The following is a 26,000-nucleotide window of genomic DNA, read 5'->3' on the forward strand; positions in this document are numbered from 1 at the left end:
GACCGCGCCAGCGGAGCGAACACCTCCGCCGCGAACTCCTCCAACCGGCCACGCACCCGAGCGAGATCACCCTGCTTCACAAAACAAGATCATCCCACACCAAGATCCACACCTAACAAAGCACTACTAGGAGCTGTTTGGGAACTGTTTGCTCAGCGGTGCGGGTAGCGGGTTCTGAGGCGGCCCTCCTTCTCCGGGCGCGCCGACTCATGCATGCCAATGCACCACGTCCTCACAGGAGAACCACCTCAGAACCCGCGGCGGTGCGAGCTGAGTCCCACACCTGAAACAGCGGCTACCGCCGCATTCCCCAACACGACCTAGTGCGAACACCTGAGGGCGGCGGGAGCCCGGTCGTCGCCGGGCCCTCGCCGTCGATCTCCACCGCCTCGAACACCATGAGGAGTCAACAGTCGTGACACTGTTCCAGCAGACCGCGCAAAGCGCCCTGGACTACGTGCGCAAGTCGATCGGACCGGGCGGTGCTCCGTCGGTCGAGATGTCCTTCGACCCGCGGTTCGAGGAGAGCTTCACCGGCCGCGAAGCGCGCCGGAAGCTGACCGAAACCCTCGGCGTGGACCCGGGTTTCGACCTCGCGGACGAGGCGTTCTCGGCGATGGTGTCGCTGATGCTGCTCACCACCACCGACAGCAGGCCCGACCGCGAGCTGATCGCGCCGCTGTTCGAGCAGGTCGAGCGGTGCCGGTGGAGGCGGCGCTACCGCTTCCTGCCAGAGAGCGGGCTGCCGGCCGACACCGACTGCACGGCGATGGCCACCGGCGCCCTGCGCGAACTCGGGATGCTGCGGGTCCCGGACCTGCAGGCGACGGTGCGCGAGCTGTCGCTGGCGGCCTCGCACGAGCCCGACGGCTCCGAAGACCTGTGGCCCTGGGTGTACCTGGTCTACTGGGAGGACGGCGAGGAGCCGGGCACGTTGAGCCGGGGCCGCAAGCACGACGCGGTGGTGTGCGCCAACGCCCTCTACGCCCTGCACCTGGCCGGAGTCCCGGAGCGGATGGAGGAGCGCGCGGTCCGCGACGCCACCACCCGCTACCTGGCCGCCCACCTGGACTCCGGGCGCTGGCTGGCGGGCACCCGCTACTACCCGTCGCCGCAGGCGTTCCTGCACGCCCTGTCGCGGGTGTGCGCCCGGTTCCCCGAGGAGATGAGCACCCTGACCGGGTCCGCCCGCAGCGCTCTCGCCGAGCTTCCCACCGGCGAGACCTCGCTCGAGGTCGCGCTGCACGTGCTCGCCGCCGACAACCTCGGGGTGCAGGACGGTCAGGACGAGCGACGGCTCTCGCTCGCCGAGGCTCAGGACTCCGACGGTTCGTGGTCGGCCGGCGCCTACTACCGGATGGGCCGGTTCCAGGTCTACTTCGGATCGCGCTACCTGACAACGGCATTCGCGATGCGCGCGCTGTGGCGGTCGGGCGGGGTGAGCCGGTGAGCGACTTCGGACTTCCCGTCCGCGACCGCATCCACCCGGAGGTCGCCGCCCTCGGCAATCGGCTGTGCCGGTGGGCGGCCCGCGTCGGCCTGATCAGCACCGATGCCGACGAGCAGCGGCTGCGCGGGGCCGGGTTCCACGAGGTCACGGCGATGGTGCTGCCGGACGACCCGGCGGAGGCCGTCGAGCTCTACGCCCGGTGGATCACGGTGCTGTTCCACCTCGACGACGAGCAGGACGACGACGCCGACCGCTCGCCGGACTCGGTGCGCGAGGTCTACGCGGCGATCACCGCGCTCATGCGGGGGCGGCCGGTGCTGGTCGGCAGCCCGCTGATGTCGGCGATGACCGACCTGTGGCCGCGCACGGCGGCGGGGATGTCGGTGCGGTGGCGGGACCGCGTCATCGCCCACCTGCACCGGCACCGCGACGCGTTCCTCACCCAGATCGCGCACCGCACGGCGGGGACCCTGCCCACGCCGGAGGAGTACCCGGTGCTGCGCCGGGAGTCCAACGGCATGTTCATGTTCGACGTCCTCGAATCCGCCTGCGGCACCGAGGTTCCCGAACCGCTGGTGAGCGGTGAGGCGTGGAGGGAGCTCTGCGCCGCCTCCAACGACCTCACGGCCTGGTGCAACGACATCCGGTCCCTGGCCAAGGAATCGGCGAACGAGGAACCGACCAACTACGTCACGGTGCTGCGCGAGGCCCACGCCTGCACCGAGGGCGAAGCCATCACCGAGGTCCGCCACCAGATCCTGCAACGGCAGAAGGAGCTCGACGAGGCCGTGGCCGAGGTCCGCGATCAGCTGGAGGACCTGCCCGAGGAGCTGCGGGTGCGGATCGGCCACCTCACCGACGTCATCGCCCACATCCCGGGAGCTCACGCCGCGTGGCTGGACACCTCGGCCCGCTACCGACCCCCGGCCGCGTAGCCGAACCCGCTCGCCGAGCGGCCTCCGCCCCTGGGGAGGCCGCTCGGCGAGCGGGCCGTGGCCTGCGAGCGATGGGGCAGGTGAGGTGCGGGTGACCGGTTGAGGTCGGGTGCGAGGGGACGCCGACGCTGTCGCTGAAAGGGGCGGGTTGGTGCTGCGCGATACCGCAGAGATAAGTTAGGCTGACCTAAGTCTTTGTGAGTGCGTTGAGGAGTTCGAGTGGCGACCTACCTGACCGTGACCGGTGCCGAGATGGTGACACCCCGGGTGCGGCGACTGTGGTTCCGCAGTGATGACCTGTCGGCCTTCGCCGAGAGCGTGCACACCGACCGCTACGTCAAGCTGGTGTTCCCCAAGGAGGGCGTGACCTACCCGGAGCCGCTGGACGTCAAGGCGATGCGCGGCACGTTCCCGGCCGAGGACATGCCCACCGTGCGCACCTTCACCGCGCTGTTCCCGGACGTCGAGAGCGGCACCATGGCCATCGACTTCGTCATGCACGGCGACCAGGGCGTGGCCGGTCCGTGGGCGGCGAAGGCCGAACCGGGCGACAGGTTGATCGTCAACGGACCGGGCGGTGCCTACAAGCCGGACCCGGAGGCCGACTGGCACCTGCTCGCCGGAGACGAGTCCGCGCTGCCCGCGATCTCCGCCGCGCTCGCCGGCATGCCGGCCGACGCCGTGGTGCGCGTGGTCATGCTCGTCGACTCGCCCGCCGAGGCGCCCGACCTGGCGCTGCCCGCGGACGGAGAGGCCGTGTTCATCTACCGCTCGGACGTCGGCGAGGAGGGCGCGCTGGAGAAGGCGGTGCGCGAGCTGGAGTGGCTGCCGGGCCGCGTGCACGCCTTCGTGCACGGCGAGGCCCAGGAGGTCATGCGTCGCGTCCGCCCCTACCTGTTCCGCGAGCGCGGTGTGGCGCGCGACCAGGCGTCGATCTCGGGGTACTGGCGCCACGGCCGCACCGAGGAGGCCTTCCGCGAGTGGAAGGCCGAGTTCAACAAGGCCGAGGCCGCGGCTCGCTGACCGATCAGGCGGCGTTGGCGTTGCGCAGGGTGCGCATCGCGGCGGCGAGGCTCTGCGACTGCTGTTCGCCGAGCGGCTTGAGGATGCGGTCGCGCAGGATCTCGGCGCAGACCTTGCGCGCTTCCTCGGCGACCTCCAGGCCGTGGTCGGTGAGCACCGCGTAGACGACGCGGCGGTCTTCGGCCGAGGGTTCGCGGCATATCAGGTCGGCCTTGGCCAGCCGGTCGGCGACCTTGGTGAAGCCACCGCTGCTCAGCGCGGCCTCCACGGCGAGCCGGGTCATCGGCAGCCGGTGGCCGGGGGAGCGCAGCAGTCTGATGAGGATGTCGAACGAGCCCGGGGCTAGGTCCACGCGCTGGCTGATCTCGTTCATCATCAGGCTGTGGGTGGTGTGGTAGCCCTCGATGACCAGACCCCACCAGGTGACGGTCTCGTCATCGCTGGGCAGATCGACCTCGTGGGCCACGGCTTCCGTTCCCTTCTGCGGACTCATCGCGCTCTCCGTTCTCGCCGACGTGGTGACGGCTCCGAGCACAATCTTACACGCAATCATCTTGAGCGAAAGATATCTCTTGATGAGCCTCTTCTCTGCACGCGGTTGGCGAGACCCAGCCGCGCTCGGCGGCGTTCTCCGGCGGCGAGCTGGTGTGCACTGTGGAGTGATCACCTTCCCCTGACCTGCCGTTAGCGGAGTCACAAACTCGCCACCCGGGTGCGTGCCCGCGGGTCTGCGTGCGAGCATCCCCCGGACCAACAGCGCCGCGACTGCCGCGGCGGTTCGAGGAAAGGCTGGAACCAGTGCAGGTCTTGTGGGGCATCGGCGGCATGGTCGTCGTACTGCTGCTGGCGTTGGCGCTGTCGACCAACAGGCGCGCGATCAACCTCCGCACGGTGCTCGGCGCGCTGGCGATCCAGGTCGTCTTCGCCGTCGTGGTGCTGCGCTGGCCGCTGGGGCAGCAGGTGCTCGCCGCCGTCGCGGCCGGGGTCACCAAGGTCATCGAGTCCTCGAAGGAGGGCATCGACTTCCTGGTCGGACCGATCATGCCCACCGAGGGCACGGTGGTGGCCTTCCAGGTGCTGCCGATCATCATCTTCGTGTCCTCGCTGACCGCGGTGCTGTACCACCTGCACGTCCTGCAGTGGGTGGTGCGCATCATCGGTGGCGCGCTGCAGAAGGCGCTGGGCACCACGCGGGCGGAGTCGCTGAACGCGACCGGCAACATCTTCCTCGGCCAGACCGAAGCGCCGCTGCTGGTGCGCCCCTACCTGGCGAGCATGAACAGGTCCGAGTTCTTCGCGGTCATGGTCGGCGGCCTGGCCACCGTGGCCGGCACCGTCATGGTCGGCTACGCCATGCTCGGCGCGAAGCTGGAGAACCTCATCGCCGCCAGCTTCATGGCCGCCCCCGCCGGTCTGCTCATGGCCAAGCTGATCATGCCGGCTCCCAAGGACGAGCCGAGCTCCGACGACGCCCAGGTGTCCGAGGACGACGAGGTGGCCGAGGAGGAGGAGTCCAAGAAGGTCGCCTTCGGCACCGCCGCGCCCGCGCTGGAGGAGAAGCCGCGCAACGTCATCGACGCCGCGGCCACCGGCGCTTCCGACGGCCTCAAGCTGGCGCTCAACGTCGGCGCCATGCTCTTCGCCTTCGTCTCGCTGATCGCGTTGCTGAACCTCATCGTCGGCGCGCTCGGCGGACTGTTCGGCCTGCCGGACCTGACCCTGCAGCAGATCCTCGGCTACGTGTTCTCGCCGCTCATGTGGGTGATCGGCGTGCCGTGGCACGAAGCGATCGCCGCGGGCGGTTTCGTCGGCGAGAAGCTGGTGATCAACGAGTTCGTGGCGTTCGGCGACTTCGGCCCGCAGGTCGGCAACTTCAGCGAGAAGACCGCCACCATCGTCACCTTCGCGCTCACCGGCTTCGCCAACCTGGGCTCGCTGGCGATCCTGCTCGGCGGCCTGGGCGGTCTCGTGCCCGCCAAGCGCAGCTGGATCGCCAAGGACGGCATCCGAGCGGTCCTCGCCGCCACCCTCGCCAACCTCCTGAGCGCCACCATCGCCGGAATCCTGGTCTGAGCCCCGTCCCCGCGGTCAGCACCCGATCGCGGCGGCAACCCGTCGCCCGACCACACCCGCGCCCGGTGGCCGCGGCGGTTCCTGACCGGATTACGGCCGTTCTCGGGTGCCTGATTACGGCGGTAATCCGTGTTGTGGTGGTGGCCGTGGCCGGTCGTCGTGGTGAAGGGACGACGTCACCCGGATTACCGCCGTGTTCAGGTACCTGATTACGGCGGTAATCCGTCGTCCTGCGCGCGGTGCTGCCGCGACGAGCGTGATCGCCTAACCAAGCGATTGTTTGGTACGGTGCCTCCGGTGTCCGAGGTGGGGCGCGGGAGGCGTGATGCTGATCAGCGACGTGGTGGCCTTGGCCGCCGGGCGAGCGCCCGGAGCTCCGGCCCTGACCTTCGAGTCCACCACCTGGACGTTCGGCGAGCTCCACGCGGCGGTCCGCCGGCTGGCCCACGGGCTGGCCGGCATCGCCCGGCGCGGTGACCGGATCGCCGTGCTCGCCGAGAACAACGTCGAGTACGTGCTGGCCTACTACGCGGTCCCGCTCGCCGGGATGGTGCTGCTGCCGCTGAACTACCGGCTCGCGCAGCGCGAGATCGCCGACCTGCTCGCCGACGCCGCGCCGACCGTGCTGATCACCGAGGCGAAGTACCTCGACCCGGCGCGGCACGCCGCCGACGCGGTGCCGTCGATCCGCACGGTCGTCACCGTTGACGACGTCGCGGGCACCACGCCGTTCAGCGGCCTGGTCGACGGGCGGCCGGACACCGAACCCGAGGGCGCCGACGAGAGCTCGCCCGCGTGGCTGATCTACACCTCCGGCACCACCGGGCGCGCCAAGGGCGCCGTGCTGACCCACCGAAACGTGGTCGCGGGCGCGGTCAACGCCGTGCTCAGCTGGCCGCGGGCGACCGAGGAACGGCCGGTGACGCTGGTGCCGTGGCCGCTGTGCCACATCGCCGGGTACAACGTGCTCGTCGCGCACCTGGCCGCCGAGAACGTCGTGCTGCTGCGCAGGTACAGCACCGAGGGCTTCCTCGACGCCGTGCACCGGCACGGGGTCACCGGCACCACGGTCGCACCGACGATGCTGGAGATGCTGCTGCGCCACCCCGGCATCGGCGCCTGCGACACCACCTCGATCACCCGCATCGGCTACGGCTCGGCGCCGATGCCGGTGGCCACGCTCCGCGAGGCCCTGACCCGCTTCCCCAACGCCGGGTTCCGCGCCGGGTTCGGCATGACCGAACTCGCCGGAAACGCGCTCGCGCACGGCCCGGAGGGGCACCGAGCGGCAGCGGCCGGGCGTCCGGAACTGCTGGCCTCGGCGGGCCGGTCGATGCTGCTGTCGGCGGCGCGCATCGTCGACGACGAAGGCGTCGAGCTCGGCGCCGACGAGGTCGGCGAGCTGGAGATCCGCGGTGATCAGGTCTTCTCCGGGTACTGGAACCGGCCCGAGGCGACCGCGGAGGCGTTCCGCGACGGGTGGTTCCGCACCGGCGACCTCGCCCGGCGGGACGCCGAGGGTCGCTTCGCCATCGTCGACCGCCGCAAGGACATGATCCTCACCGGCGGGGAGAACGTCTACTCCCGCGAGGTCGAGGACGTGCTGCACCAGCACCCGCGCATCGCGGCCGCCGCCGTCGTCGGGGCGCCGGACGAGCTCTGGGGCGAGCGCGTCGTCGCCGTCATCGAAGCCGACGGCGAGCCCGACCTCACCGAACGCGAGATCCGCGAGTTCTGCGCGGCGCACCTCGCGGGCTACAAGTGCCCGCGGCAGGTGCTGGTGGTCGACGAGCTCCCGCGCAACACGGCGGGCAAGGTCCTCAAGCGCGAACTCCGCGAGCGGGTTCGCTGACCTCGACGAGGAGGAGCACCAGTGGAGATCAACGGCAAGAAGGCGGTCGTGTTCGGCGGAGCCTCGGGCATGGGCCGGGCCAGCGCGGAACTGCTCGCGGCGCAGGGGGCGTCGGTGGCGATCGCCGACCTCGCCGACTCGGCGGGCCAGGACGTCGCCGCGCAGCTCGGCGGCACGTTCCACCCGGTCGACGTCACCGACTTCGCCGGCGTCGAGCACGCGCTGAACGCGGCCGTCGCCGAGCTGGGCGGGCTGCACATCACCGTGACGACGGCCGGCGGCGGCATGGCGCAGCGCACGCTGGGCAAGCAGGGGCCGCACGACCTCGACGCGTTCCGCCGGATCTTGGACCTCAACACGGTCGGCACCTTCAACATCAGCCGCTTGGCGGCGGCGCACATGAACGACAACGAGCCCGAGGACGGTGAGCGCGGGGTCATCATCAACACCTCGTCGATCGCCGCTTTCGAGGGGCAGGTCGGGCAGGTCGCCTACACCGCGGCCAAGGCCGCGATCGCCGGGATGTGCCTGACCATGGCCCGCGATCTCGGGTCGATGGGCATCCGCGTGCTGGCCATCGCGCCGAGCCTGTTCGAAACCGGGCTGGTGAAGGGAGCTCCGGAGGACGTGAAGGCCGCGCTGGTCAAGGACGCAGCGTTCCCCCGGCGCATGGGTCGCCCGGAGGAGTACGCGAAGCTGGTGCGGGCCATCGTCGACAACCCGATGCTCAACGGCCAGTGCCTCCGGCTGGACGCGGGCCAGCGCTTCGCACCGAAGTGAGTCTTGGCAGCCCGAGTTGATCGGCGTAGCGTGCCCGCATCCATGAACGTGAACACGCGTCACATTCACCGAGAGGCAGGCTCATGCCCGTTGCCAGGAGGCAGGTGCTGGCCACGGCCGCTGTCGCACCGTTCGCCGCCACGATGTTCGGCGTCACCCCCGCGTCCGGCCAGCAGGCCACCGGCTACCGGGTCGGGCGCGGGGTCGCCGACGTGACCGGTCCGGCCGCTGAGAACGGCATGATGGGTTACTCCATGCCGCAGCAGCAGACCGCGGGCATCCACCTGCGCACGCTCGCGCGCGCGTTCGTCGTCGACGACGGCGCGAACCGCGTGGTGTTCGTGACCGCCGAGCTGGGCGCGCTGTTCCAGTCGGTGCACCAGGCGGTGCTGCGCCGCCTGGCCGAGACCTACGGCGGTCTCTACACCGAGCAGAACGTGCTGCTCAACGCGACCCACACGCACGCCGCCTGCGGGGGAGACTCGCACTACGCCGCGTACGACCTGGCGACCCTGGGCTTCCAGGAGCAGGTCTTCAACGTCGTCGTCGACGGCATCACCGAGGCGATCGGGAAGGCGCACGACGACCTGCGGCCTGGCGCCCTCTCGCTCGGGCGGGCCGAGCTCACCGACGCCAGCGTCAACCGCTCCCGCAGCGCCTTCGACCTCAACCCGGCGGAGGACACCCGGCACTTCCCGCAGGCGATCGACCCGGCGGTGACGGTGCTGCGCTTCTCCCAGGGCGGGCGGGACGTCGGCGCGATCACGTGGTTCGCCACCCACGGCACCTCGATGACCAACGAGAACCACCTGATCAGCTCGGACAACAAGGGTTACGCGGCGTTCGCCTGGGAGCACCTCGACGCCGGGTTCGTGGCCTGCTTCGCCCAGACCAACGCCGGGGACATGTCGCCCAACCTGGACCTGGAGCCTGGATCCGGCCCGACCGACGACGAGTTCGACAACACCCGGATCATCGGCGAACGCCAATTCCGCGCGGCGCGAAGCGCTTTCGACTCGGCGCGGGAGTCGATGAGCGGTCCGGTCGACGCCGCGCTGTGCTACGTCGACCTCTCCGAGGTCACTGTGGACGGACGATTCACCCCGGACGGCGAGACGCATCGCACCTGCACCGCGGCCATCGGGATGTCGATGCTGGCCGGCAGCACCGAGGACGGACCGGGAATCCCCATCGGCGAAGGGATCCGCAACCCGCTGCTGGACTGGCTCGGGGGAGCGGACGTTCCCATCCCGCCGGAACTCGCCGACGAGCAGGCGCCCAAACCCGTCGCGGTGCCCTTCGGCGCGATGCTGCCGCACCCGTGGTGCCCGCAGGTGCTGCCGTTGCAGCTGATGCGCATCGGCGAGCTCTACCTGGTCGCCGGACCCGCGGAGTTCACCATCGTCGCCGGGCTGCGGATCCGCCGGAGCGTCGCCGCCGAACTCGGCGTCCCGCTGGAGAACGTGCTGATCCAGGGCTACGCCAACGCCTACAGCCAGTACGTCACCACGCCCGAGGAGTACGATTCCCAGCAGTACGAGGGAGCCTCCACGCTCTTCGGCCGCTACACGCTGCCGGCCTACCAGCAGGAGTTCACCAGGCTGGCCGCGGCGATGCGCGCGGGGGAGCGGGTTCCGCTCGGTCCCGTTCCGCCCGACATGAGCGGAACGCTGCCGAACTTCCAGCCGGGCGTGGTCTTCGACGCCCCGCCTCCCGGCCGCGCCTTCGGCGACGTCCTCGCCGAGCCCGCGAGCGGTTACCACCGGGGCGAGCGGGTCGCGGTCGAGTTCGTCACCGGGCACCCCAAGAACGACCTGCGCCGCGGCGGCACCTACGCCGAGGTCCAGCGCCTGGTGGACGGCCGGTGGGTGCCGGTGGCCGACGACCGCGACTGGTCCACCCAGTACCATTGGAAGCGCAGCGGTGTCGAGTCCTCCACGGCGACGATCACCTGGGACGTTCCGGCGGAAGTGCCGACCGGCCGCTACCGGATCGTCCACAACGGAGACTGGAAAGCAGCGGCCTCGGGCGAGATCACGCCGTTCACCGGACGCAGTCGGGACTTCCGCGTGGCGTGAATGCGAGTTCGAGCGCGCGCGTGGTCGAATCGTAATGTTCCAGCGTGGGAAATGCGGAGTCCAAAGTTCGACACGGGTGGAACTCGAGGCTCGGGTCGCGTACACGTGGGGACAGCACTTGACAAGTCCGAACCAGGAAGGTGTTCATGACCTCTTCGCCGAACGAGCCCGGCCAGAGCGGCTCCGAGAAGCAGCCCGCTGAGGAGACCGAGACCTCGGCAGTGGAGCAGCCCTCGGAGAGCTCCGCAGCCGGCCACGGCGACGCTGAGTCCGGCGCTGAGAAGTCGGGCGCCGAGCAGCCTGGTGCCGAGCAGGGCGAGCCCGACGCGGAGCAGACCGAGAAGGCTCAGCCCGCCGCCGAGACCTCCGAGTCGTCCGAGTCCGCTGAGTCCTCTGAGACTTCTGAGGCGTCCGCGGCCACCGAGTCAGGTGAGGAACCCGCGAAGAAGAAGAGCAAGGTCGGCATGATCGTCGCGGTCGCGGCCTCCGCGCTCGTCATCGCGGTCGTGGCCGTCGGTGCCTTCTGGCTGTTCAGCGGCGGCTCCGCCCAGTCGACCGCCGAGGACTACGCGGCGCTGTCGACCAAGGAGACCCAGGACCCGCGCAGCGTCAAGGCCGACGACTACCGCGCGGTGGTCTGCAACAGCGCGATGCCGCAGATCGAGGAGCTGCAGAAGCAGAAGGAGGAGTTTCTCAAGGTCGCCAAGCCGCAGGACCTCGAGATGCTCAAGCAGGTCAAGACCACGGTCAAGTCGGTCCAGGAGAACGGCGACACGGGCACCGCGACCATGGAGTCCACCGTTCCCGGGCAGCAGCCGCAGGCCGCCGAGCTCAAGCTCGTCAAGGAGGACGGCGACTGGAAGCTCTGCGCCTGAGCAGTCCCTTCTCGGTGCCCGGTCGTCGATGCGACCGGGCACCGATGAGTTTCACGGGCGGTCGCGGTCTGCATTCGTGACCGCCCGTGACACTCATCCGTGGGAGAGACCATGACCACCACGCACGCACTGCCGCCCGTCGTGGACGCCGGCACCTGGCAGCGCGAGCTCGACGCGTTGCGCGCCCGCGAGAAGGCGGCGACGAAGGAGCTCGACGCCATCGCCGCGCAGCGCCGCCGCCTGCCGATGGTGCGGATGCCCGACTACGTCCTGGAAGGCGAAGCAGGACCGGTCTCGCTGGCCGAGATCTTCGACGGCGCCTCCCAGCTGATCGTGTACAACCACATGTGGTTCCCGGGGGAGAAGTGGCAGTGCCACGGCTGCACCGGGTTCACCTCGCAGTTCACCCGGCTGGAGTTCCTCCTGGACTACGACGCGCGGTTCGTCATCGTCACCCAGGGCCCGATCGACGAGGCCGTGGCCTACAAGCGCCGCGTCGGCAACGCGTTCCCCTGGTACTCCACCGCGAACAGCTCCTTCGGCACCGATGTCGGCGCGCCTCCGGGCGGCGGCTTCGGGCTGAACGTCTTCCTGCGCGACGGCGACACCGTCTACCGCACCTGGCACACCACGGGCAGGGGCGTCGAGCAGCTCGGGCACACCTTCGCGCTGATCGACGCCCTGCCCTACGGCCGCCGTGAGGCCTGGCAGGACTCCCCGGCGGGCTGGCCGAACGACGAGGACCCCGGAAGCCGCTGGCAGTCCTCCGAAACGGTCGCCGAGCGCTACGGCCGACCCGACGCCTGACTCACGCAGCGGCGAGCTGCGGTGCGCGGCGCAACGCCCGGCCGAGGGCGAGAGCGCCGGGCCCGGTGAAGGTCAGGAGCAGGAAGGACCACGCGAACAACGCGGCCTGCTCTCCCTGGTTCTGCAGGGGGAGCAGGCCGTCGGGCTGGTGCACGATGAAGTAGGCGTAGGCCATCGAGCCGGAGGCGAGCACCGCGGCGCCGCGGTGCAGCACGCCGAAGGCGACGAGGAGCCCGCAGGCCAGCTGGATCACCGCGGCCCACCACGAGGGCCAGGTTCCGAACGGCACCGTCCCTCCGCCGGTTCCCTGGACGCCGCCGAAGACGCCGAACAGCGATGCCGCGCCGTGGCTGGCGAACAGCGCACCGACGACGATCCGGAAGGCGCCGAGAGCGTAGGGCGCGAGGGTGGTTGCTTTCCTGTCGAGACTGGACATGCGCGACTCCTCAGGTGCAAGCGGACACCCGATGAGCCTTGAGTTAGGGTAGCCTAATGTCAAGGGTGATCAAGCTGGCTGTCCAGAACCGGAAGCGCCCCTGACTGCGAACGGCCGACCAGGTGCGCACCAGTGGCCGCGACCTGATTCCGCTGGTCAGCGGCCCGGCGTCAGCTGGTAAACGGGAACGATTCAGCCGGCGGACCCTCACCCCGTGTACTTCCGGCCGATGTACTCCTCCCCGGCCAGGGTCGGCAGGCGCGTCCAGCCCGCGCGGTCGTGGTGCCGGAACCCGAAGTCGACCTGACGCGTGGGGAAGTCGTAGACGATCCGGTCGACGGTGCCCCAGGGAGCGGTCTCCGGCCCGCCCGGCAGCGCCGAGGCCACGCGCACGTAGGTCGCGGTCTGGGCGCTGGTGGCGAAGTTGCCGCCCCAGTCGGTGAACGTGGAGTTCGACAGCACGCCCGGGTCGATGTGCTCGGCGGCGCTCACCCGGACGGTCGGCGGGTTGGTCATGCCGTGCGCGACCTCCGCGTGGTCGATGTCCGGCCACAGCATCGCCGAGAGCTGGTCGGCGAAGACGATCTGCCCGTCGGTGACCGTCGTGACCGGCCGGATCTTGGTCAGGCGCGGCTCACCGACCGCCAGCCACGGCCCGCGCTGCTCGGCGACGACCCGGATCGCACGCGCCGGCTGCGGCAGCGCCACCGCGAGTTCCTGCCAGTGGCGGGCTCCCAGCGCGTCGTCGGGGTTGAGCGGGAGGCCGACCACACCGGAGGGCGTGTCGGCCTGCACCTCGAGCCGGTGCGCGGTGAGCCCCTCGCCGAGAACCGGGACCGTGACGTGGGTGCCGTCCCCGGTCGCGGGCACCGGGTACCAGCCGGTGAGGAGCGCGCCCTTCCCGGTGGGCGGGGCGGTGCGGCTGTGCCACACCGCCCCGGGTGCCGATGGCGGCACCCGAAGCGGCGAGGTCGTGGTGAAATCGCCGCGCACGACGGCAGGTTCGACCGGAGCGGGTGGCTGGACGTCGGCGTCGGCGAGGACCTGGACGTGGTCGGCGAGCCCGGCCGTGCGGCCGGTGGTGGCGAACTCGAAGCCGCCGCTGGCGACCGTCCAGCCCGGCGCCTGCCGGAACGGCGCGTAGGCGAACACCGCGAACATGCCGACGACCAGCAGCAGCGCGGTGGCGATCAGCACGCCGCGCTCCGGGCGCAGCAGCACGCCCAGTCGTCGGCGGCGCCGCCACAGGCCGAACGCGGTGATCGCCACGGCCAGCCCGACCCACAGCTTGGCGTCGCGCAGGAACACGTCCCCGATGTGCGGGGCCGTCATGCTCAGCTCGATCTTCGACAGCGACGCGGGGAGGTGGTTGCCGAAGGACTGGCCGCGGTCGCTGAACGGCTTCCATATGTTCGGCCCGGAGAACCCGGCGGCGGCCACCGCGATCAGCACGCCCGTACCGGCTATGCTCGCCACTGCTCCCGTGGTGCGCGGCAGCGGCGAGCGCAGCAGCGCGGTCGTCAGCAGCACGATCGCCGGGGCGGCCAGGGCGCCGAAGTGCAGCACCCACTTGGTGGGGCTCAGCGCCAGGAACGCCATCGCCAGCGCGGTGACCACGGCGCTGCTGAGCATCAGCCAGCGCACCGTGCCCGGCGCGGTCCGGCGGCCGCGGCCTAGCGCCACCAGCAGCCCCGCGCCGAGGGTCATCAGCACCGGGAGGCGCAGCGCCCACGGCCCGGTCATCAGGGTGTCGATGTGCCGCCACTCCTCGTACCAGGCGAACGAGCCGTAGTACCAGCGGTGCACCTTCGTCGCTTCGAGCACGTCCCCGAAGGTCGCGTCGGCGAAAGCGACCGGCACGATGGCGGTTCCGGCCGCCACGACCGTCAACCCCGCCACCGAGCGCGACTTCCAGCTGCGGTCGCGCAACCACCGCCACAGCCACGGCAGCGCCGGGACCAGCGGCGCCCACGCCACGAGACCTGACGGCGAGCAGCTCAGCGCCAGTGCCGCGACCAGCGTCGCCGCGGCCGCCGCGGGGATGCTCTCGCGGCGGCGGGCGGTCTCGGCGAGCAGCATCGTCACCGCGGTCAGGCACAGGATCAGCGGTTCCGGGCGCAGCGTCATTCCGTAGGGCAGCCACCAGGCCAGGAACGCCAGTCCCAGCGCCCACGGCACCCACGGGTTGCCGGCGGTGCGACCGAGCGTCGTGGTCAGCAGGCGACGCAGCGCGACCCAGGTGATCAGCCCGTAGGCCAGCGGCAGCAGCCGCAGCCACCACAGCGAGAACTCACCGAGCTGGCCCCAGAACTGCATCAGGTACTGGCTGAGCACGAACGGGTTCTCGGTGGCGTTGAACATGTAGACGTAGTTGCCGAGGTACCCCGACTCCCCAGCGTTGCGGGACATCAGGACGTACCACGCGTCGTCGTACTGCACCGGGCCGAGCAGCACCCACGACGCGGCGGTGACGCCGACGACGAGGTCGGCCCAGCGGGGCCGCGCTCGCGGGATCCGCACCGGTCCCCAGTGCCGCCACGCCAGCACCAGGGTCGCTCCGAGGGCGATCAGATGGGCCCACAGCAGGAGGGTTTTGAGCCCGTTGGGCTGGGAGTTGTAGCGGTCGTCGGTGTGCAGCGCGACCGCCAGCCCGCCCGCCTGCGGCATTCCCTCGGCGGCGGTGATCAGCGCCGACACCGAGGGCACCGGAAGGTCGGGGAAGTGCGCCACCGGTGCGGAATCGCGCGTGATGGACAGGCCGGTCGCGGTCGCGGCGATGCGGTAGTCGCAGCCACCGGCCGGGATCGGTTCGTCCAGCAGCGGAGTTCCGGCGGCGAGCACCGAAACCCGGCCCGCGGCTGCGGTGACGGCCAGTCCGGTGGCCGGGCTCGCCCCCGCCGGAACAGTGCGCAGGACGTCGCCGTTGCCGACGGCCCGCAGCGCGGCGCAGCGGATCGTCGCGTGCAGCGACAGCGGGCGGGGCGGGCTCAGCGGCACGACCGTCGAACTGGGCAACTTTCCCGCCTGAGGCCAGGAAACCACCGGATCCGAGGCCGTGACCGGCGCGAAGGGGATCGCGACGCCCAGCAGCACGGTGATCGCCGCGAGCACGCCGCACCACCACGCTCGGCGATCAGCCGGGGTCGGCCGGATGCGCGGGCGGTGCGCGGAGGTGGAGGGGTTCAGTGCAGGAGGGGACTGCGATACGACCACGCCACAGTCATCGACGGCCCGCCCCGTCAACTGCACTACACGATCGAGTGCGCGAAATCCGACGGAGTTCGCCGATCTCGGTGGTGGGAGCACCAGGATCGGACGGTTTCCGGGTTTTCACTCGTCGGCGGATTGTGCGTGATCGGCCGCGGGCGGACGATCGATCGATTCGCGGATTTCGACGGATCTTCGGGAGAGTGTCGATGGCAGCGGGGATTTCACGATTCAGGCTCACCCGACGACGCGCCCTGCAGGCCGGAACCGGTGCGGCAGCGGCCCTCGCGTTCGCCCCGCCACGCGTGGCGCTGGCCGACGGCGCCGGTGTCACGCTGCGGCAGGGCACCAACCTCGGCGCCGCCGCGGCACCGGACGGGCGCGTGGCGTTCGACCTGGTCAACGCGATCTGGGTGCTCGAACCCGGCGGCGGTGCGGCGCGCAAGCTCACCGATGAGCTGCAGGACGCCACGCAGCCGGACTTCTCCCCGGACGGTCGCACCCTCGTGTTCCAGTCCTACCGCGATGGCAACTTCCACCTCTGGACGACGGCCGCCGACGGTTCCGGGCTGCGGCAGCTCACCGCGGGCGGGAAGGACCACCGGGAACCGAAGTTCTCGCCCGACGGAAGAGCTCTTGCGTTCGCCTCCGACCGAGCGGGCGGCTACCAGGTGTTCGTGATGGACCTCGGTTCCGGGGTGATCAGCCAGATCACCCGGGATCGGCCGGACGTGTCGATGCCGAGCTGGGCGCCCGACGGCAAGGCCCTCGTCTACGTCGCCGGCGACACCGCGATCGAGCGCGTGGAGATCGCGTCCGGGCAGGTCAGCGTGCTGGTCGACAGTGGTGACGAGATGTCGCTCCACGGGCCGAGTCTCGCTCCCGACGGACGGTTGGCCTACGTCCGCCTGGCCGGTGCCCGGCGGGACCTGGTGGTCGACGGGCAGGCCGTGACCGAAGGCGAGGACGTCTTCGGGTTCGCGCCGCGCTGGATCGGCCCCGGCGAACTGCTCTACACCGCCGACGGAGTGATCCGCAGGCGTGGCCTTTCCGGGGAGCGCATCGAGGTTCCCTTCACCGCAACGGTTCCGGTGCTCTCCCACCGCGACTACCCGAAGCGGCGTCCCGGCGTGCGCGGGCCGAAGGTCACCGGCATCGCGAGCCCGGTGTGCTCACCCGACGGCACCCAGGTCGCGTTCCGCGCGCTGAACGCGCTGTGGGTGATGCCGATCGGTCGCGCTCCGCGAAAAGTGGTCGGCGACGGCTACTTCGCGTCCGACCCGGACTTCTCCCCGGACGGGCGGCAGCTGCTCTACAGCAGCGACCGCACCGGCACCGCCGACCTGTGGCTGCACGACCTGGCGACCGGCTCGGAGCGGCGCATCACCGACGTGGACGGCGCGGCGATCACGCCCCGGTTCTCCCCGGACGGCGAGCGGATCGCCTACCAGGACCAGGACGGTGCCACGTGGGTCGCGGACCTCGCCGGCGGCGCACCGCGCCAGGTGACACCGCCGCTGTTCCAGCCCGGTCGCCCCGACTGGTCGCCGGACGGGCGAACCCTGGTGCTGGCCGCCGTCAAGCCCTACGGCACGCGGTTCCGCGAGGGGACCAGCCAGGTCCTGCGGGTCGAGGTGGAAACCGGGGCGCTGCACTACACCGAGGTGATGCCGTTCCGGTCGTTGGCCACGCGTGGCGACGACGGCCCGGTGTGGTCCCCGGACGGCGGGCACCTCGCGTTCGTCGTGGAGTCGACCGCGTGGATCGTCGCCGTCGACGCGGCCGGGGCGTTCACCGGTGCACCCCGGCAGGTCACCACCGAGCTGACCGACTCGCTGAGCTGGCGCGACGCCGATCACCTGCTGTTCCTCAACGGTGGCGAGCTGCGTTCGGTGCACATCGGCACCGGCGAGGTCACCTCGATCCCCCTGGACCTGACGTGGACTCCCGCGCGGACCAGTGAGAACCAGGTGGTCCGCGTCGGTGCGCTGTGGGACGGCGCGTCCGAGCAGCTGCGCCACGACGTCGACATCGTGCTGGCGGGGGAGCGGATCGCCGCCGTGCTCCCGGCCCAGGACGGACGTGCCCTGATCGACGCGCGCGAGCTGACCGCGATCCCCGGGCTCATCGACGCCCACGTGCACTGGCACCTGCGCGGGCGGCAGTGGGGCGACCGGCAGGGACGCGCCTGGCTGGCCTACGGCGTGACGACGACCCGATCACCGGGCGACCCGGCCTACCAGATGCAGGAGACCCGCGAGGCGCTGAGCTCGGGAGACCGCGTCGGGCCGCGGTACTTCGCCACCGGCGAGGCCATCGACGGCGGGCGGATCTACTACAACTTCATGCGCCCCACCCTCAGCGAGGAGCAGCTGCGGCTGGAGATGCGGCGCGCGTCCGCGCTGGACTACGACATGGTCAAGACCTACGTGCGCATGCCGGTGCGGATGCAGCAGGCGGCGATCGCGGAGGCGCACGCGCAGGGCAGGCCGCTGAGCTCGCACTACGTCTACCCGGCCGCACATCTGGGCATGGACGGCATGGAGCACACGGGGGCGACCAACAGGCTCGGCTACTCCCACACCTGCGACGAGCTCGGCAGGTCCTACGACGACGCCGTGGAGCTGTTCATCGCCAGCGGGATGTCCATCACCCCAACGCTGTTCACCTCGTCGGGGATGTACGCGCAGGACCGGTCGCTGATCGAGGACCGGCGGACGCGGGTGCTGTTCCCGCCGTGGGAGTACCAGCGCCTGCTCGGCGAAGCCGAGGACGCGGCCGGTCCCGACGGGGAGGTCACCCGCTTCAAGCTGGCCGGTCAGGTCGACATGCTGCTGCGCATCCAGCGCGGTGGTGGGTTCGTCATCGCGGGAACCGATTCGCCGCTGGACAACATCGCGGTCTCGTTGCACATGAACCTCCGCGCGATGGTCGCGCACGGCTTCACGCCACGCGAAGCCCTCACGACCGCCACCCGGAACCCGGCTCGCTGGCTCGGTCTTCCCGGCGAGCTCGGCGAGATCCGCCCCGGCGCCTACGCGGACCTGGCCCTGGTCGCCGGTGACCCGCTCACCGACATCACCGCCGCAGCGGCGGTCCGCACGGTCATCAAGGGCGGTGCCGCGCACACCGCGGACGCTTTCCTGGCCCCCTTCGAAGCACCCGGCACGAGGGCGACCGCCCCCGTCTCCGGATCGCACCGAGCCGACCCGGAGACCAACCCGGCGTTCTGGTGGCACGAACCGGAATGGACCCACCGCGCCTGCTGCGAGCACCCGCGCTTCGCGTGACGGCGGCAGCGGGCGGGGTGCGGACGTCGCGGGGTACCGGAGGCGCAGATCGGATCGCTCACGTGCACGAGGTCGCGCACCAGCACGACCCGCAGGCCCGCATCGCCCACGCCGCCGTCGGCCGCCTGGTTTAAACGCACGCACCACCCGGGGATTCTCGGGGGCACGGCCTCCGCGTTGCGGGGGCGACCCGTGCAGCAGAACAGGGTGATGTAGCCGTGGAGACGGGAACTCTCCAGCACGTCTACGACCGACCCGGTCCCTTCGTGACCGCCTACCTGGACACCTCGGGGGACGCGGAAGACGCCGCCAAGGCGATCGAGCTGCGGTGGCGAGCGATCCACGAGCGGTTGCAGCAGCAGGGAGCCGACGAGGCCACCGTCCGAGCCATCGGCGATCACGTGCGCGAACACCGCGCGCAGACCGGCCAGCGCGGGCAGGTGCTCGTCGGCGAAGGCGCCGAGGTGGTGCTGCAGGACGAACTCCCCGAGCCGCCCACCGACCTGCCGGTGGAGGACCAGGCCTACGTCGGCCCGGTCCCGCACCTGATGCCCTACCTGCGGCGATGCATGTCGCGGGTGGCGTTCCTGGTGGCCGACGTCGATCACACCGGCGCGGATCTGACGGTGGTCTCGGGCTCGGGGGAGATGAAGCGGGTCCGCATCGACGGCGAATCGCACCCGGTGCACAAGACCCACGCCGGTGAGCAGGAGAACCAGCAGCGGTTCCACATGGCCGTCGAGGAGCGCTGGAAGCGCAACGCCGAGGCGGTGGCCGGTGAGATCGTCGAGCGCGCGGGCAAGATGGGCGCGCAGGCGATCGTGCTCACCGGTGAGGACCAGCAGCGCTCCCTGGTGCACTCGCTGCTGGGCGAGGATCAGGAGCTGGTGATCGAACCGGGTTCCCGGCAGGAGTCGGCGGAGCGGTTGCGGCACGAGGTGACCCGCAGCGTGCACGACGCGGAGGTCGCCGAGGTGGTCGAGGAGTTCCAGCGCGAGAGCGGCCGGGGCGAACGCGCCGTGGAGGGTTGGCAGGACACCGTGGAGGCCCTGCGCCGAGGTCAGGTCCGCACGCTGCTGTGGACCGCCGACGATCACGCGGGCGACCTGCACGTCGGTGCCGGTGCCACCGAGCTCGCCGCGGACGAGCGCGCGCTGAAGGACACCGGGAGCGAGATCATCGGTGACGCGCCCGCCAGCGCGGCCGTGGTGCGCGCACTGGCGGGGACCGGTGCTGATCTGGTGATCATCGAGCCCGGCACCATCGATCTCACCGGTGGCATCGGCGCGGTCCTGCGGTACCGGGCGACGTGATGCGGCCGAGTCGCGCGGTCGCCTCGTTCGACTCGGCGACCGGAATGCTGCGCGCGCTGTCGCACTGCCTGTCCGGGCAGGACGCGCCCGCGCTGGGTGCGGCTCCGCGCGCGGCGGTGCCGGTGATCTCGGCGTTGCTGGGCGGGGTGAACCGGCTGCCGACCTCGCTGGCCGATCAGGTGTACGCGGTCAGCGGTGTCAGCGAGGCGGTTCCACCCGGCCGGCTCGCCGACATCGACGCCGACGACCTCGCGGAGTGGATCGTCGACCACTACCCGCGTCGCCGATATCCGGTGGTGTTCATCGGTTCCTCCAACGGCGCGCTGATGCACCTGGCCGCCGCGCTGGACGCGCCGTGGTTGCCGCAGACGTTGCTGATCCCGGTCCGGCGCCGCGGCGTGGACCGCGACGACCCTGCGGCCGAGCTGGAGGCCGGGCGGCATCCGGGACGCGAGCTGCTGCGCACGAACCCCGAACTCGTGCTGCACCACATGCACGACCCGAACCAGGACCGGCTGATGATCGCCGGCATGTCCTACTTCCGGGTCAAGTGGCGGCGGCTGCCGGTGGCCTACCGGCGGTTCATCCGCGAGCACCTGGCTCCGGACGGCGTCGTGGTCACCTCGGAGTGCGAGCTGGACTGGCCGGTGACCAGGGTCGATGAGCGCCACGTGTTCCAGTTCGGCGCGCTCGGCGGAGCCGACGAGCAGGAGTACTTCACCGGTGGGCCGCGCGTGCGCGAGTTCCTGCGCAGCTACGGCTCGGAGCACGAGTCCTGGAACCCGCCGCAGCCGGACGAACGGCGGCCGGAGGCCGAGTGGGGTTTCGAGCCGGAGCTCCTCGATGATCTGGACGCGCTGGGCTTCCCGGTGCGCAGACTGCGATTCGCGCACCCCGAGGACCTGAGCCCGGCGGTGGCGCAGCTGCACCGCGACTGGTACGCCGCCAACGACGCGCCCACCGATCGGTTGCTGGTGGAGACCTTCCTGCTGCTGGAACCGCACTGGGCGTTGCGCACGGGTTCGGTGCCGTTCTGGCTGACCTTCAACGCGGGGAGTTCGCCGAGAACCCTGCGCGAGCACCTGGACTCGGTGTCCTACGACGAGATCCGGATGATGCTGTTCTCGCACGGCACCGAGTCGATCGGGCTCACCCCGATCGAGACGTGGCAGCACCTCGTCGGTCGCGCCCGCCGGTTCGGCACGGTGCTGGGAGCCGATCCGGCCGCCTACCCGAGGGACTTCGCGGGTCTGGTCCGCGCCCACCGGGCGCTCACCCGGGTCCCCGCGCGCGACGAGCTGCCGAAGATGTCGTTCCACGAAGCGGAATCGCTGCTCCGGGGGTCGAACGTGCGCCTGTGAGCACGCATGGCGCGAGGGTTGAGCGGGTAGGCCGTGGAGAGCTCGAATGGATTGGAGGACGCCTGGTGGCGAATGCGAACCTGAAGGCGTTGACCGACGTCGGCGTGTCGATCTGGCTGGACGACCTGTCGCGCAACCGGATCCTGTCCGGGGGCTTCGACGAGCTCATCCAGGAGTACGGCCTGGTGGGCGCGACCAGCAATCCGACGATCTTCGCCAGCGCGCTGTCGAAGGAACCCGAGTACGACGAGCAGTTCGAGGAGCTCGCGAAGGCGGGCGTGACCACGGACCGGGCCGCCCGCATCATCACCACCGACGACGTGCGCGATGCGGCGGACATCTTCCGCGACGTCTACGAGCAGACCGGTGGTGTCGACGGGCGGGTGTCGCTGGAGGTCGACCCGCGGCTGGCGCACGACACCGACAAGACGGTCGCCGAGGCGATCGATCTGTGGAAGGCCGTGGACCGGCCGAACCTGATGGTCAAGATCCCGGCCACGGTGGCGGGCCTGCCGGCGATCACGAAGGTGATCGCCGAGGGCATCAGCGTCAACGTGACCCTGATCTTCTCCGTCGAGCGCTACAAGGCCGTCATGGACGCCTACCTCGCCGGTCTGGAGCAGGCCAAGGCCAACGGCCACGACCTCGCTTCGATCGAGTCGGTGGCGTCGTTCTTCGTCTCCCGCGTGGACACCGAGATCGACAAGCGGCTGGACGCGATGCAGGAGGGCCACCCGCTGCGCGGGCAGGCCGCGATCGCCAACGCCCGCCTGGCCTACGCCGCCTACCAGGAGGTCTTCTCCTCCGAGCGGTGGAAGGCGCTGCAGGCCGAGGGTGCTCGGGCGCAGCGTCCGCTGTGGGCCTCGACCGGGGTGAAGGACAAGTCCTACTCCGACACCCGCTACGTCGACGAGCTCGCCGCGCCGAACACGGTCAACACCATGCCGGAGTCGACGCTGCAGGCCACCGCCGACCACGCTGACGTGCGCGGTGACCTGGTCAGCGACACCGCCGAGGCCTCGCAGAAGGTCTTCGACGACCTCGCCGCCGCGGGCATCGACCTCGACGACGTCTTCACCGCCCTGGAGACCGAAGGCGTCGACAAATTCGAGAAGTCCTGGACCGAACTCCTCGGCACCGTCGCCGATCGGCTCGGGTAGTCCACAGAGGAGGATGAGATGTCTGATCCCGTGGATGCTTCCACACCCACGCCCAACGAGACCGAGCCCGACCCGCAGGACCCGGAGGACCCGGCCAACCTGCAGTCGGCCGAAGACCTCGACGAGGACGAGCTCGGCACCGACCCGCTGGAGCGCGGCGTCGAACCGCCCGAAGGCTGGTCGGCCACTTCCCGCGATCGCCCCACGCCGCGCGACCAGCGCGAGGGCCGGACGCTCGACGAGCGCATCGCCGAAGAACGCCCGGAAACCGACTAAGGGCTGTTCAGGGCTCGTTTAGCGTGGCGGTGCGGGCTGAGTCGCACACCTGAAACAGCGGCTACTGCTAACCAACCAGCACCCAGCGGGCGATTGTCGGTGGCGGGCGGACAATGGGCGAGGTGACCGAGCAGGACCAGGAGTGGCGGTTCGTCCAGGGCGGGCGGCTGCTGCCCGACGCCGTCGTCTCGGCGGTCGGCTACCGCTCCCGCCTGGACCGGCCGTGCCGGCACGTGGGGATGCCGTCACCCGCGTTGACGTTGGTGCTGACCTTCGACGAGCCGGTGATCTCGGGTTTCGAGCCCTCCGGCGACGACGCCGAGAGCACTCACGTGGTGCTCGGCGGCCTGCACACCCGCCCGGCCTACATCGCCCAGCCCAGGGTGCAGAGCGGCATCCAGCTGGCGGTCCGCCCGCTGGCGTTGCGCCGGATGGTCGGTGTTCCGGCCGGTGAGCTGCGGGATCGGGCGATCGACGCGCGGGAGGTCCTCGGCAGCGGTGTCGAGGACCTGCGCCAGCGGCTCGCCGAACTGACCTCGTGGCCCGAGCGGTTCGCCGCCCTGGCCACCTACCTGCGCGCGAACACCGCGGAGGTGACCTCGGGTGTGCGTCCGGAGGTGCTGGAGGCGTGGAAGTGGATCGCCTGGCACCGCGGCACCGGCTCGATGAGCGCCCTCGTCCGGCACGTCCACCTCGGCGAGCGGCAGCTGACGTCGCTGTTCAAGGCCGAGCTCGGCGTCTCGCCGAAGGCGGCGTCGCGGTTGATGCGCTTCGAGCACGCTCGTCAGCGCATCGCCCGCGCCGTCCGATCTGGGGCTCCGCTCGACCTCTCGGCCGTGGCGCACTCGTGCGGTTACTACGACCACTCGCACCTCGTGCGCGACTTCAACCAGTACGCCGGGTCGAGCCCGAGCCGGTGGATCGCCGCGGAGCTCCGAAACATCCAAGCCGGTGCCGGTCAGCGGGCGGAAGAATTTCCCCCATGACCACGACGAACACCAGACCCGCACCCACGGTGTGGGCAACGCTGCAAGCGCACGACGCACCCGCGCTCATCGATTTCCTGGTGAACACACTCGGTTTCATCAAGACCGCCGCCTACACCGACGGAGATCTGGTCGCTCACGCCCAGCTCGACTGGCCCGAGGGCGGCGGGATCATGCTCGGCTCCTACCAGCCCGGCAACGACTGGTCCCGCCAACCCGGAACGGCCGGGATGTACGTGGTGACCGACGATCCCGACGCGCTCTGCGAACGCGTGCGCGCGGCGGGTGCGGACATCTTCCGGGAGATCGCCGATCAGGAGTACGGCAACCGCGAGTTCGGGGTCCGCGACCCGGAGGGCAACCTCTGGTCCTTCGGCTACTACCGAGGCGAACCCCGCCCGTGATCACTCGCCCTTGAGGCGGGAGTTGCACTCCGCGCAGGTGGGGAAGTAGATCCAGTCGAGTTCGCTGGGCTGGGCCATGGCGACGAGGTCGCCGCACACCGCCTCGGCTGAGGCGAGGCCCTCCCAGCGGGCTCCGCGGAACGCGTGCCGCAAGCCGCCCGGTACGTTCTCGTTGGGTATCGGAAGCCAGAAGTGCCGCTGCGCCTGCTCGGTGTGCATCCCCAGTCCTCTCGCTCGTGATCAGCTTGGGCTGCAAGGTAGCGAACTGCAATTGCAACTCGCGATAACCCAATAGGTTGATCTGCTTGATTGCCGGTATCGGACTGGTGCAAGATCCAGATCCATGTCGAAGACGTGGCCGGCGGTCCGGCGTGTGCAGGTCGGGTTGATGCTCCGCGCGATGCGCGAGAGGTCGGGCGTGAAGTCCAAGGAGATCAACGAGACGCTCGACTGGTACGTCGGCAAGCTCCAGAAGGTCGAGTCCGGCAACCTCACGGTCTCCGCAGCCGAGGTGAACGAACTCGTCCGGCTCTTCGGCCTCGACGACCAGGCCGAAGCCGACCGCCTTCGAGCCCTCGCCAAGGAAGCCCGCCGCAGGGACCAGCCCGCCAGGGTCCCGGACTGGGCGGCCACCTACGTCGCCCTGGAAGGCGCAGCAGCGGAGATCAAGTACTACGACCCCGAGGTGATTCCGCCCGTGTTGCAGACGGAGCACACCGCGCGGGCTTCGTTGTCCAACCCTCTCGACGAGACCCAGGACGTCGAACCGGCCGTGGCTGAACGGGTGCGCAGGGCGGATCGCGTGCTCGGTGAGGACGCACCGCAACTGTGGTGCGTCGTCGGCGAAGCCGCTCTCTTCCGGCAGGTCGGTGGTCGAGGCGTGCTGCGCGACCAGCTCCAGCACCTTCGAAAAGCGGCGGCGCGGCCGAACGTCACCGTGCAGGTCCTGCCTTTCGACGCGGGAGAGCACGTCGCGCTCGGGTCGTCTTGGACGCTGTTGCACCTGGACGAGCCGTCGGCGACCTTCGTTTACACCGAAGCGCTCACGAGCGGTGACTACCTCGACAAACCCGCCCATACCGATCGCTACGTGAAAGCGTTCGATACCCTGCGGATGATCGCAGCGTCCGACCGAGCCTCGGTCAAGATGCTGGATCGGAGGATCAAAGAACTGGCCTAGTGGAGTGGTGATGATGCGCCCGTCTCAGTCGGTCACGGGCTGGCGGACGTCCAGTCGCAGCCAGGGGGCGCAGAACTGCGTGGAGGTCGGCCGGACTTCCGACGCCGGAGCAGCGGTCCGCGACACCAAGAACCGCACCGCCGGTCACTTCACCACCACGGCCCCGCAGTGGCAGCACTTCGTCGACGCGATCAAGGCCGGTCGCTTCGACCGCTGACCCCGCGCCCACGAGAGAACGCCCCGCTCCCACGGGGCGTTTCTCATACCCAGACCACCTGGTCCAGTGACGCACGACAGCGGGCTTCCGAGGCGGGGATTCGAATTTCGCGCGAAATTCGACCGCGAAAGTTCGCACTCGAATTTCGCGCGAAATTCGACAAGCCCTGCTCAGGTGCGGTGTTGCGGGGTCTGCTCGTGCGGGGTGAGGAGTTGGACCGTGCCTTCGCCGTTGGCGGCGAGGAGGAGGCACCCGTTCGCGGTGGTGGTGAGGCCGGCGAAGGGGCGGGGTCTGGCC

General features: G+C 70.5%; 22 protein-coding genes. 18 read left to right on the plus strand and 4 right to left on the minus strand.

Translation table 11 applies throughout. From position 1 onward, the window contains the following. Window positions 1-415 precede the first annotated feature (415 nt). The 3 genes from E1181_RS26845 to E1181_RS26855 all read left to right on the plus strand — a co-directional run bounded on the left by E1181_RS26845 (window position 416) and on the right by E1181_RS26855 (window position 3,408). Window positions 416-1,450, plus strand: coding sequence for a hypothetical protein (locus tag E1181_RS26845; RefSeq protein ID WP_132678987.1), 1,035 nt, complete (start codon window positions 416-418; stop codon window positions 1,448-1,450). Next, on the plus strand, window positions 1,447-2,385 hold the full coding sequence (locus E1181_RS26850; RefSeq protein WP_132678989.1) for a terpene synthase family protein: 939 nt from the start codon (window positions 1,447-1,449) through the stop codon (window positions 2,383-2,385). Before E1181_RS26845 ends, E1181_RS26850 begins: the two co-directional genes overlap by 4 nt. A 219-nt stretch (window positions 2,386-2,604) precedes the next feature. Then, window positions 2,605-3,408: a siderophore-interacting protein gene (locus E1181_RS26855; RefSeq protein WP_235877073.1), complete on the plus strand. Its 804-nt coding sequence runs from the start codon at window positions 2,605-2,607 to the stop codon at window positions 3,406-3,408. 4 nt (window positions 3,409-3,412) lie between these two features. Here the strand turns inward: E1181_RS26855 and E1181_RS26860 are convergent, their stop codons facing one another. Next, a complete protein-coding gene (locus E1181_RS26860) occupies window positions 3,413-3,901 on the minus strand; it encodes a MarR family winged helix-turn-helix transcriptional regulator (protein ID WP_132678991.1) in 489 nt (162 codons plus the stop codon). A 305-nt stretch (window positions 3,902-4,206) separates the two neighbouring features. Between E1181_RS26860 and E1181_RS26865 the strand changes: the two genes are divergently transcribed. The 6 genes from E1181_RS26865 to E1181_RS26890 all read left to right on the plus strand — a co-directional run bounded on the left by E1181_RS26865 (window position 4,207) and on the right by E1181_RS26890 (window position 11,873). After that, the gene (locus E1181_RS26865) at window positions 4,207-5,481 is read left to right on the plus strand and encodes a NupC/NupG family nucleoside CNT transporter (RefSeq protein WP_207922338.1); all 1,275 of its coding nucleotides are present in this window, start codon (window positions 4,207-4,209) and stop codon (window positions 5,479-5,481) included. A gap of 325 nt (window positions 5,482-5,806) precedes the next feature. Continuing rightward, entirely contained in the window at window positions 5,807-7,333 is a 1,527-nt protein-coding gene (locus E1181_RS26870; RefSeq protein ID WP_132678993.1) for a class I adenylate-forming enzyme family protein, read from the plus strand. 21 nt (window positions 7,334-7,354) lie between these two features. Next, window positions 7,355-8,113, plus strand: a complete 759-nt coding sequence (locus tag E1181_RS26875) for an SDR family NAD(P)-dependent oxidoreductase (RefSeq protein ID WP_132678995.1) — start codon at window positions 7,355-7,357, stop codon at window positions 8,111-8,113. Window positions 8,114-8,196: 83 nt separating this feature from the next. Then, window positions 8,197-10,191 (plus strand): neutral/alkaline ceramidase, encoded by a 1,995-nt coding sequence (locus tag E1181_RS26880; RefSeq protein ID WP_132678997.1) that lies wholly within the window; start codon window positions 8,197-8,199, stop codon window positions 10,189-10,191. A gap of 146 nt (window positions 10,192-10,337) precedes the next feature. Continuing rightward, on the plus strand, window positions 10,338-11,066 hold the full coding sequence (locus tag E1181_RS26885) for an Rv0361 family membrane protein (RefSeq protein WP_132678999.1): 729 nt from the start codon (window positions 10,338-10,340) through the stop codon (window positions 11,064-11,066). A gap of 111 nt (window positions 11,067-11,177) precedes the next feature. Continuing rightward, the gene (locus tag E1181_RS26890; RefSeq protein ID WP_132679001.1) at window positions 11,178-11,873 is read left to right on the plus strand and encodes a DUF899 domain-containing protein; all 696 of its coding nucleotides are present in this window, start codon (window positions 11,178-11,180) and stop codon (window positions 11,871-11,873) included. Window position 11,874: 1 nt separating this feature from the next. On the opposite strand, the gene E1181_RS26895 is transcribed toward E1181_RS26890, so the two are convergent. Continuing rightward, complete coding sequence (locus E1181_RS26895) at window positions 11,875-12,309, minus strand: DoxX family protein (RefSeq protein ID WP_132679003.1); 435 nt, start codon at window positions 12,307-12,309, stop codon at window positions 11,875-11,877. Window positions 12,310-12,516: 207 nt separating this feature from the next. Beyond that, window positions 12,517-15,420: an arabinosyltransferase domain-containing protein gene (locus E1181_RS26900; RefSeq protein WP_132679005.1), complete on the minus strand. Its 2,904-nt coding sequence runs from the start codon at window positions 15,418-15,420 to the stop codon at window positions 12,517-12,519. A gap of 305 nt (window positions 15,421-15,725) precedes the next feature. On the opposite strand from E1181_RS26900, the gene E1181_RS26905 reads away from it, so the two are divergent. From E1181_RS26905 to E1181_RS26935, 7 genes are all read left to right on the plus strand, one after another. Further along, window positions 15,726-18,806: an amidohydrolase family protein gene (locus E1181_RS26905; RefSeq protein ID WP_132679007.1), complete on the plus strand. Its 3,081-nt coding sequence runs from the start codon at window positions 15,726-15,728 to the stop codon at window positions 18,804-18,806. A 218-nt stretch (window positions 18,807-19,024) separates the two neighbouring features. Further along, a complete protein-coding gene (locus E1181_RS26910) occupies window positions 19,025-20,119 on the plus strand; it encodes a baeRF2 domain-containing protein (protein WP_132679009.1) in 1,095 nt (364 codons plus the stop codon). Then, complete coding sequence (locus tag E1181_RS26915; RefSeq protein WP_132679011.1) at window positions 20,119-21,480, plus strand: hypothetical protein; 1,362 nt, start codon at window positions 20,119-20,121, stop codon at window positions 21,478-21,480. The genes E1181_RS26910 and E1181_RS26915 overlap by 1 nt, the downstream gene beginning before the upstream one ends. Window positions 21,481-21,542: 62 nt before the next feature. After that, window positions 21,543-22,640 (plus strand): transaldolase, encoded by a 1,098-nt coding sequence (gene tal / locus E1181_RS26920; protein WP_132679025.1) that lies wholly within the window; start codon window positions 21,543-21,545, stop codon window positions 22,638-22,640. Window positions 22,641-22,658: 18 nt separating this feature from the next. Further along, window positions 22,659-22,916, plus strand: coding sequence for a hypothetical protein (locus tag E1181_RS26925; RefSeq protein ID WP_132679012.1), 258 nt, complete (start codon window positions 22,659-22,661; stop codon window positions 22,914-22,916). Window positions 22,917-23,038: 122 nt separating this feature from the next. After that, a complete protein-coding gene (locus E1181_RS26930) occupies window positions 23,039-23,902 on the plus strand; it encodes a helix-turn-helix domain-containing protein (protein ID WP_207922339.1) in 864 nt (287 codons plus the stop codon). Beyond that, on the plus strand, window positions 23,899-24,306 hold the full coding sequence (locus E1181_RS26935) for a VOC family protein (RefSeq protein WP_132679016.1): 408 nt from the start codon (window positions 23,899-23,901) through the stop codon (window positions 24,304-24,306). Before E1181_RS26930 ends, E1181_RS26935 begins: the two co-directional genes overlap by 4 nt. Here the strand turns inward: E1181_RS26935 and E1181_RS26940 are convergent, their stop codons facing one another. Continuing rightward, window positions 24,307-24,525 (minus strand): hypothetical protein, encoded by a 219-nt coding sequence (locus E1181_RS26940; protein ID WP_132679018.1) that lies wholly within the window; start codon window positions 24,523-24,525, stop codon window positions 24,307-24,309. Between the two features lie 124 nt (window positions 24,526-24,649). Between E1181_RS26940 and E1181_RS26945 the strand changes: the two genes are divergently transcribed. Together E1181_RS26945 and E1181_RS26950 are read left to right on the plus strand one after the other, a co-directional pair. Then, a complete protein-coding gene (locus tag E1181_RS26945; protein WP_132679020.1) occupies window positions 24,650-25,486 on the plus strand; it encodes a DUF5753 domain-containing protein in 837 nt (278 codons plus the stop codon). 10 nt (window positions 25,487-25,496) lie between these two features. Then, window positions 25,497-25,703 (plus strand): DUF397 domain-containing protein, encoded by a 207-nt coding sequence (locus E1181_RS26950; protein ID WP_408010733.1) that lies wholly within the window; start codon window positions 25,497-25,499, stop codon window positions 25,701-25,703. Window positions 25,704-26,000: the final 297 nt, after the last annotated feature.

The sequence above is a fragment of the Saccharopolyspora terrae genome, from assembly GCF_004348435.1.
Taxonomy (GTDB): Bacteria; Actinomycetota; Actinomycetes; order Mycobacteriales; family Pseudonocardiaceae; genus Saccharopolyspora; species Saccharopolyspora endophytica.